Genomic DNA, 8,240 nt, shown 5'->3' with positions numbered 1-8,240 from the left:
GCGACGAGGCGGCCGCCGCCCATGCCGCCGCACAAGCCGACCTGGACCGCGTCACCGCGCGCGCGGAGGCGGCGCGCCTGCTGCGGACGGTCCTGGCCGAGCACCGCCACGCCGCGCATGCCCGCTTCAGCGAGCCCTTCCGGCGCCACCTGGAGGACCTGGCGCAACCGTTGTTCGGCGCGGACGTGCGTTTCGACGTCGACGATCAGCTCGGTATCACCGCCCGGACCCTCGACGACACGACCGTCTCCTTCGACGAGTTGTCGGTCGGCGCACGCGAGCAGATCGGCATCATCGCGCGACTCGCGTGCGCCATGCTCGTGGACGAGGCCGACGGTGTCCCGGTCATCATCGACGATGCTCTGGGGCACTCGGACTCCGACCGGGTGGCGCAAATGGCGCAGGTCCTGACCCGTGCCGCCGAGCATGCACAGGTCATCGTTCTCACGTGTGCGCCGGAGCGCTACCGCGACGTCGACACCGCGCGCACCGTTGCCCTCTAACCCCGTTGGAGCACCGCGCGGCGGTGGGATAGGCTGTGCTGCGTCCCGAGCCCCCGTAGCTCAGGGGATAGAGCGTCTGCCTCCGGAGCAGAAGGCCGCAGGTTCGATTCCTGCCGGGGGCACAGCAATCTCCTCGCCGGCCTCCGTCCGGTGTGCACCTACTGTGTTTGAAAAGGTTCCAGGCAGGCGCACCATGACCGCACCGCCCACACCAGCGCGCCAGCGCATCCCGGCCGTCGTCTGGGTCTTGGTCTCCGCGGCCTTCGTCATCGCGCTGGGGTACGGGCTCGTGGCGCCGGTCCTGCCCGCCTTCGCCCGCAGCTTCCACGTGTCCATCACCGCCGCGACGATGGTGGTCAGCGCCTTCGCGCTGATGCGCCTCGCCTTCGCCCCCGCGACCGGTCCGCTCGTCCAGCGACTGGGTGAACGGCCCGTCTATCTGGCCGGTCTGCTGATCGTCGCGGCGTCGACGCTGGCCTGCGCTTTCGCGCAGGGGTATTGGCAGCTGTTGGTGTTGCGCGCCCTCGGCGGGGTCGGGTCGGTGATGTTCACGGTGTCGGCGATGAGCCTGCTCATCCGCATCTCGCCGCCGGAGATCCGTGGCCGGGTGTCGGGCGTCTACTCGTCGAGCTTCGTGCTGGGCAGCATCATCGGACCGCTGATCGGCGGCGGCCTGGTGGGACTCGGGCTGCGTGCGCCCTTCGTCGTCTACGCCGCCGCCCTGCTCGTCGCGACCGCGGTCGTCTGGCTGGCGCTGCGCAACTCGGCGGTGGTGGGCGAGGTCGTCGAGCACCAGGCCGGGACCGCGCTGCGGGAGGCCCTGCGCGACGGGGCCTACCGCGCCGCGCTGGTGACCGCGGTCGTCTACGGCTGGCTGTACGCGATGCGCGTCTCACTGCTGCCGCTGTTCTTCACCGAGGTCCTGCACTCCACACCCCGCATGGCGGGATTCGCGCTCGCCGCCTATGCGGCCGGCGACGTGCTGGTGATGATCCCGGCCGGTCGGTTGTCGGACCGCTTCGGCCGTCGGCCGTTCCTCATCCTCGGCATGGTCGTCCTCGGTGCGTCGACGGCCGCGCTGGCACTGACCGATTCGGTCGGGGCGGCCCTGGCCGTCACCGCGGTGGCCGGCATGGGCACCGGTCTCGTCGCGCCGGTCATCCAGGCGACGGTGGCCGACGTCCTCTACGGCGGCCGGGGCGGAACCGCACTCTCGACCTACCAGATGTCGCAGGACGGCGGCACGATCGCCGGACCGGTGATCGCCGGCGTCATCGCCGACCGCTTTGGCTTCGGACCGGCCTTCGTGCTGACCGCCGTTCTCGCCGCGATCGTCGCAGCGCTCTGGACGGGGACGCGCGAGACGCGCGGCCGTGAACCGCTGACGACCGTCGACGCCTGATTCGGGACTCACCCCAGCGGCTTGGCGCCCAGCTGTGCGAGCAACTGCTTCATCGTCGACTCCTCGTCGACCTGGGCGCGGTTCATCTGCTCGGCCAGCGCGCGGACGTACTCCGGGGCGCCGCTGTCGGGGTCGATGACCATGCCCATCATGTGGTGGCCGCCCTGGTGGTGGCGCAGCATCAGCTGCAGGAAGTAGGTGTCGGCCGCCCGGCCCTGCAGGCCGCGCAACCGCGCCATCTCCGCGTCGGTGGCCATGCCCGCCATCACCGGCTGATCGCCGGTTGGTGCGGCCATCGAGGGCATCGCACCGTGGTCGGCGTGCCCGGAATGGTCGTGCCCGTCGGCCTCGGCCTCGGGCGCGCCGTGGTGGGCGTGTTCGTCGTCCTTCGCGGCCGGGCAGTGTTCGTCGACGTGGCCGTCGGCGCAGTGGTCGTCACCGTGGTTCATCCACGACATCGGGGCGCCCGGGTTCTGCAGCGGCGCGCCCCAGGCCTGCAACCAGCCGGTCATCTGGCCGATCTCCTTGCCCTGGTCCGACAGCATGCCCACGGCCAGGTCGCGGACCTTGGGGTCGCTGCCGTTCTCGATGACGATCCGCGTCATCTCCACGGCCTGCTGGTGGTGGACGATCATGTCCTGGGAGAAGCCGACCGCGGTCGGGCTGGCGACGGTGTGCTCGTGCCCCGTGTCGTCACTCCTGTGGTGGCCGATGGCCAATCCGGCACCGGCGCCCAACAGCAGGGCGGCCACGGCGACGAGTGCGGTGGTCAGCCAGTGCGGGCGGCCGCCGGCGGACTCGGTTGCCGCGTTCGACGGGGCGGGGGAATCGGTGGTGGACGCATCCTTCGACATGGCGACCACGCTAGTCGAATCCGGATATCGCCGGAGCGGGGCGATTCCATAGAATGGTTTCCCGTGACTCCAGCCGACCTCGCCGCGCTGCTGCGCGGCGTCACCCAGACCGTTCTGACCGAGCGCGGCCTCGATGCCGACGTGCTCCCGGAGACGGTGACGGTGGAGCGCCCGCGCAACCCCGAGCACGGCGATTACGCGACGAATATCGCCCTCCAGATCGGCAAGAAGCTGGGCGTGCCGCCGCGCGACCTGGCGCAGTGGCTGGCCGACGCGTACGCGGCCGACGCGGGGATCGACTCGGCCGAGATCGCCGGCCCGGGGTTTGTGAACCTGCGCCTGGCCGCCGACGCCCAGAACAGCGTCATCCCCACGATCCTGGTGCAGGCCGGAGACTACGGCCACGGCGACGACCTGGCCGATTCCGTGGTCAACCTGGAGTTCGTGTCCGCCAACCCCACCGGCCCCATCCATCTGGGCGGGACGCGGTGGGCGGCCGTCGGCGACGCGCTGGGCCGCGTGCTGTCCGCGCGCGGGGCGAAAGTCACCCGCGAGTACTACTTCAACGACCACGGTCGTCAGATCGACCGCTTCTCGGCTTCGCTGGACGCAGCCGCCCGCGGTGAGCCCACCCCCGAGGACGGCTACGCCGGGGCGTACATCGACGACATCGCCGCCCAGGTCGTGGCCGACGTCCCGGGCCTGCTCGACCTGCCCGACGCCGAGCGGTTGGAGGCCTTCCGGTCGCGTGGCGTGGACATCATGTTCGACCACATCAAGTCCACGCTGCACGAGTTCGGCACCGACTTCGACGTGTACACCCACGAGAACTCGATGTTCGACCGCGGCCTCGTCGACGCGTGCATCGCCGAGCTCAAGGCCAACGGGAACCTTTACGAGGCCGACGGCGCCTGGTGGCTGCGCTCCACCGACTACGGAGACGACAAGGACCGCGTCGTCCTCAAGAGCGACGGCGACGCCGCCTACATCGCCGGTGACATCGCCTACCTGAAGGACAAGTTCGACCGCGGGTTCAACCACCTCATCTACATGCTGGGCGCCGACCACCACGGCTACGTGGTGCGGCTCAAGGCCGCCGCCGGGGCGCTCGGTTACCGGCCCACCAGCGTCGAGGTGCTCATCGGCCAGATGGTCAACCTCGTCCAAGACGGGAAGCCGGTCAAGATGAGCAAGCGCGCCGGCACCGTCGTCACCCTCGACGACCTGGTCGAGCTGGTGGGGGTCGACGCCGCCCGCTACTCGTTGATCCGCTCCTCGGTCGACGTCAACATCGACATCGACCTGGACCTGCTGCGCAAGCAGTCCAACGAGAACCCGGTCTACTACGTCCAGTACGCGCACGCGCGCCTGGCTGCGCTTGCCCGCAACGCCGCCGACCTGGGCATCGAGGCCGACCAGTCGAAGGTCGCACTCCTCACCGATCCGGCCGAGGGCGACCTGATCCGCACGCTCGGCGACTTCCCCGACGTCGTGGCGACGGCCGCCGAGCTGCGCGAGCCGCACCGGGTCTGCCGCTACCTGGAGACCCTGGCCGGCGCCTACCACCGCTTCTACACCCAGTGCCGGGTGCTGCCGATCGGCGACGAGGAGCCCACCGACGTGAACCGTGCGCGCCTGGCGCTGTGCGCGGCGGCCCGCCAGGTGCTGGCCAACGGCCTCGACCTCGTCGGGGTGTCCGCCCCGGATCGGATGTAGGCCATGGCCGACTCCGTATCCGCCGCCGACGTCGACGCCATCCCCGCCAACGTCTACCCGAGCGGCACCGCCCGGGCCGACGACGGCACCGTCACGCTCGCCGGGGTCCGCGTCGACGAACTGGCGCAGCGGTACGGCACCCCGCTGTTCGTGTTCGACGAGGCCGACTTCCGCGCACGCTGCGCGGCGATGCGCGCGGCCTTCGGCCGCTACGGAACCGTGCACTACGCGTCGAAGGCCTTCCTCAGCGTGGAGATCGCGAAGTGGGTGGATCAGGAGGGGCTGAGCCTGGACACCGCGTCGGGCGGTGAGCTGGCCGTCGCCCTGCACGCCGGATTCCCGGCCGAGCGGATCGCGCTGCACGGCAACAACAAGAGCGTCGACGAGTTGGAAGCGGCGGTGCGGGCCGGCGTCGGCCACATCGTGCTGGACTCGCTCATCGAGATCGAGCGCCTCGAGCGGGTGGCCGCCGAGCAGGGCGTCGTCGCCGACGTGTTGATCCGGGTGACCCCCGGCGTCAACGCGCACACCCACGAATTCATCTCCACCGCCCACGAGGACCAGAAGTTCGGCTTCTCCATCGGCGGCGGCGCGGCGATGACGGCGATTCGGGCCGTCTTCGCCGCCGAGCACCTGCGCCTGGTGGGCCTGCACAGCCACATCGGTTCGCAGATCTTCGACCTCGACGGCTTCGAGATCGCCGCGCAACGGGTCATCGCCCTGCTCGGCGAGGTGCTGGCCGAGTTCGGCCGCGAGCGCGCCGAGCAGCTCTCCACCATCGACCTCGGCGGGGGGTTGGGCATCTCCTATGTGGCGACCGACGACCCGTTGCCGGTGACGACGCTGGCCGACGCGCTCGCGCAGATCGTCGCCCGCGAGACCGCCGAGCTGAGTCTGCCGGTGCCCAAACTGGCCGTCGAGCCGGGTCGGGCCATCGCCGGCCCGCCGGGAGTCACGCTGTACCGCGTGGGCACGGTCAAGGACGTCGCCCTCGACGGCGGCGCCGTCCGCCGGTACGTGTCGGTCGACGGCGGGATGAGCGACAACATCCGCGGGCCGCTCTACGGCGCCGAATACGACGTCCGCCTGGCGTCGCGGACCTCGACGGTCGACGCGGTGAAGAGCCGTGTGGTGGGCAAGCACTGTGAGACGGGCGATATCGTGATCCGGGACTGCTGGCTGCCCGGCGACCTGGAGCCGGGCGACCTGTTGATCGTCGGGGCCACCGGGGCGTACTGCTACCCGATGTCGTCGCGCTACAACATGGCGCTTCGACCCGCGGTCGTCGCGGTGCGCGACGGGCAGTCCCGCGAGATCCTGCGCCGGGAGACCGTCGCCGACCTGTTGAGTCTGGAGGTAACCCAGTGACCGCCACTGATGCCCACGCGCGGCCCGCGCGCGAGCTCGGCGTCGCGGTGCTCGGAATGGGCAACGTGGGGGCCGAGGTCGTCCGCATCATCACCGAGAACGCCGAGGACCTCCGTGCGCGCATCGGCGCGCCGCTGGTGATCCGCGGCATCGCGGTGCGCGACACGGCCCGCGACCGCGGGGTGCCCGAGGAGCTGCTCACCGAGGACGCCGCGGCGCTGGTCGCGCGCGACGACGTCGACATCGTGATCGAGGTCGTCGGCGGCATCGAGCCGCCCCGGTCGCTCATCCGCTCGGCGCTCGAGAACGGCAAGTCCGTCGTCACCGCCAACAAGGCGCTGCTCGCCGACTACACCGGCGAGCTCGCCGACGCCGCCGCCAAGGCGCATGTCGACCTGTACTTCGAGGCGGCGGTCGCCGGCGCGATCCCGGTCATCCGCCCGCTGATGCAGTCGCTGGCCGGCGACACCGTGCAGCGGGTCGCGGGCATCGTCAACGGCACCACGAACTTCATCCTGTCGGCGATGGCGCAGACCGGCGCCGACTACGACTCGACGCTGGCCGAGGCCGGCCGACTCGGGTACGCCGAGGCCGATCCGACCGCGGACGTGGAGGGTTATGACGCGGCGGCCAAGGCCGCGATCCTCGCCTCCATCGCCTTCCACAGCCGCGTCACCATGGCCGACGTCTACCGCGAGGGCATCTCGTCGATCACCGCCGAGGACCTGGCCAGCGCGGCCAAGTTCGACTGCACCATCAAGTTGCTGTCGATCTGTGAGCGCATCACCGAGGCAGACGGCTCCGAGCGGATCTCCGCCCGCGTCTACCCGGCGCTCATCCCGCTGTCGCACCCCCTCGCGACCGTCAACGGTGCGTACAACGCGGTCGTCGTCGAGGCCGAGAACGCCGGTCGGTTGATGTTCTACGGGCAGGGTGCCGGGGGAGCGCCGACCGCGTCGGCCGTCATGGGCGACGTGGTGATGGCCGCGCGCAACAAGGTGCACTCGGGTCGCGGTCCGCTGGAGTCCACCTACGCCGAGCTGCCGGTCGCCCCGATCGCCGAGGTGCCGACCCGCTACTACGTGGCGATGAAGGTCGCCGACCGTCCCGGTGTGCTCGAGGGCGTCGCCGGTGAATTCGCCAAGCACGGGGTGAGCATCGCCGCCGTGCGCCAGGAGGGCGACGGCGAGGAAACGCGCCTGATCGTGATCACCCACCGGGCCCCGGACGGTGCGCTCGCCGGCACCGTGCAGGCCCTCGAAGGCATGGAAGCGGTGACCGCGGTGTCCTCGGTGCTGCGGATGGAAGGAACCGATGAGTAAGAAGAGCACTGCCGTGCACCGGGCCTGGCCGGGTCTGATCGAGGCGTACCGCGACCGGATGCCGGTCGCCGACGACTGGCAGATCGTCACCCTGCTCGAGGGTGCGACGCCGTTGATCTCGGCCACGCACCTGTCCGAGATCACCGACTGCGAGGTCTACCTGAAGGTGGAGGGCCTCAACCCGACGGGGTCGTTCAAGGACCGCGGCATGACCATGGCCGTGACCACCGCCGTCAACAACGGCAAGAAGGCCGTGCTGTGCGCGTCCACCGGCAACACCTCCGCGTCGGCGGCGGCGTACGCCACCCGCGCCGGCATGACCTGCGCGGTGCTGATCCCCGAGGGCAAGATCGCGATGGGCAAGCTGGCCCAGGCGGTCATGCACGGCGCCACGATCATCCAGGTCCAGGGCAACTTCGACGACTGCCTCGAGCTGGCCCGCAAGGTCACCGCCGACTTCCCGGAGATCGAGCTGGTCAACTCGGTGAACCCGGCGCGCATCGAGGGCCAGAAGACCGCGGCCTTCGAGATCGTCGACGTCCTCGGCCGCGCCCCCGACGTGCACGCGCTGCCGGTCGGCAACGCCGGCAACATCACCGCGTATTGGAAGGGGTACACCGAGTACCACCGCGACGGCGTCATCGACGCCCTGCCGCGGATGCTCGGCGTGCAGGCGGCCGGCGCCGCACCGTTGGTGAACGGCGCCCCGGTGAAGGACCCGGAGACGATCGCCACCGCGATCCGCATCGGGTCGCCGGCCAGCTGGAACCAGGCGGTCGCGGCCAAGGACGAGTCGGGCGGGATGTTCCGCGCGGCCACCGACGAGAAGCTCCTGGAGGCGTACCGCCTGGTCGCCGGACGCGACGGCGTGTTCGTCGAGCCCGCCTCGGCCGCCTCGGTCGCCGGCCTGCTCGCGGCCCGCGCCGACGGATGGATCGAACCCGGCTCGACCGTGGTCTGCACGGTGACCGGCAACGGCCTGAAGGATCCCGATACCGCCCTGCTCGGCATGCCGGAGGTCTCGGCGATCCCGGTCGACCCGGGTGCCGTCGCCGACGCGCTGGGAGTGGGCTGA

7 protein-coding genes and 1 tRNA gene are annotated in these 8,240 nt (G+C 70.8%); 7 read left to right on the top strand and 1 reads right to left on the bottom strand.

Features of this window, described 5'->3' with window-relative positions:
- The 3 genes from QM634_RS08505 to QM634_RS08495 form a co-directional block, all read left to right on the top strand.
- The coding region (locus tag QM634_RS08505) for an ATP-binding protein (protein WP_415042346.1) at nt 1–503 on the top strand (503 nt) is incomplete at its 5' end.
- A 49-nt stretch (nt 504–552) separates the two neighbouring features.
- Nucleotides 553–625: transfer RNA gene (locus tag QM634_RS08500), tRNA-Arg, on the top strand.
- Between the two features lie 71 nt (nt 626–696).
- Nucleotides 697–1,905 carry an MFS transporter gene (locus QM634_RS08495; RefSeq protein ID WP_415042345.1) on the top strand — a complete coding sequence of 403 codons (1,209 nt, stop codon included), beginning with the start codon at nt 697–699 and terminating at the stop codon, nt 1,903–1,905.
- An 8-nt stretch (nt 1,906–1,913) separates the two neighbouring features.
- On the opposite strand, the gene QM634_RS08490 is transcribed toward QM634_RS08495, so the two are convergent.
- On the bottom strand, nt 1,914–2,759 hold the full coding sequence (locus QM634_RS08490; RefSeq protein WP_415042344.1) for a DUF305 domain-containing protein: 846 nt from the start codon (nt 2,757–2,759) through the stop codon (nt 1,914–1,916).
- A gap of 63 nt (nt 2,760–2,822) precedes the next feature.
- Here QM634_RS08490 and argS point away from each other — a divergent pair, with 63 nt between their 5' ends.
- From argS to thrC, 4 genes are read left to right on the top strand one after another with little or no spacing between them, the layout of a single operon-like run.
- On the top strand, nt 2,823–4,475 hold the full coding sequence (gene argS, locus QM634_RS08485) for an arginine--tRNA ligase (protein WP_415042343.1): 1,653 nt from the start codon (nt 2,823–2,825) through the stop codon (nt 4,473–4,475).
- Nucleotides 4,476–4,478: 3 nt separating this feature from the next.
- Nucleotides 4,479–5,843 (top strand): diaminopimelate decarboxylase, encoded by a 1,365-nt coding sequence (gene lysA, locus QM634_RS08480; protein ID WP_415042342.1) that lies wholly within the window; start codon nt 4,479–4,481, stop codon nt 5,841–5,843.
- Entirely contained in the window at nt 5,840–7,165 is a 1,326-nt protein-coding gene (locus tag QM634_RS08475) for a homoserine dehydrogenase (RefSeq protein ID WP_415042341.1), read from the top strand. The genes lysA and QM634_RS08475 overlap by 4 nt, the downstream gene beginning before the upstream one ends.
- Nucleotides 7,158–8,240, top strand: a complete 1,083-nt coding sequence (gene thrC, locus QM634_RS08470) for a threonine synthase (RefSeq protein WP_415042340.1) — start codon at nt 7,158–7,160, stop codon at nt 8,238–8,240. The genes QM634_RS08475 and thrC overlap by 8 nt, the downstream gene beginning before the upstream one ends.

It is taken from the genome of Gordonia sp. (in: high G+C Gram-positive bacteria) (genome assembly GCF_047606305.1).
Lineage (GTDB): Bacteria > Actinomycetota > Actinomycetes > Mycobacteriales > Mycobacteriaceae > Gordonia.
This window is presented reverse-complemented; position numbering and strand designations above follow the sequence as displayed.

What these genes read in the sequence shown, in the direction of transcription:
- QM634_RS08495 (WP_415042345.1), top strand. Translation starts at nt 697, where the DNA reads ATGACCGCACCGCCCACACCAGCGCGCCAGCGCATCCCGGCCGTCGTC.
- QM634_RS08490 (WP_415042344.1), bottom strand. Translation starts at nt 2,759, where the DNA reads ATGTCGAAGGATGCGTCCACCACCGATTCCCCCGCCCCGTCGAACGCG.
- lysA (WP_415042342.1), top strand. Translation starts at nt 4,479, where the DNA reads ATGGCCGACTCCGTATCCGCCGCCGACGTCGACGCCATCCCCGCCAAC.
- thrC (WP_415042340.1), top strand. Translation starts at nt 7,158, where the DNA reads ATGAGTAAGAAGAGCACTGCCGTGCACCGGGCCTGGCCGGGTCTGATC.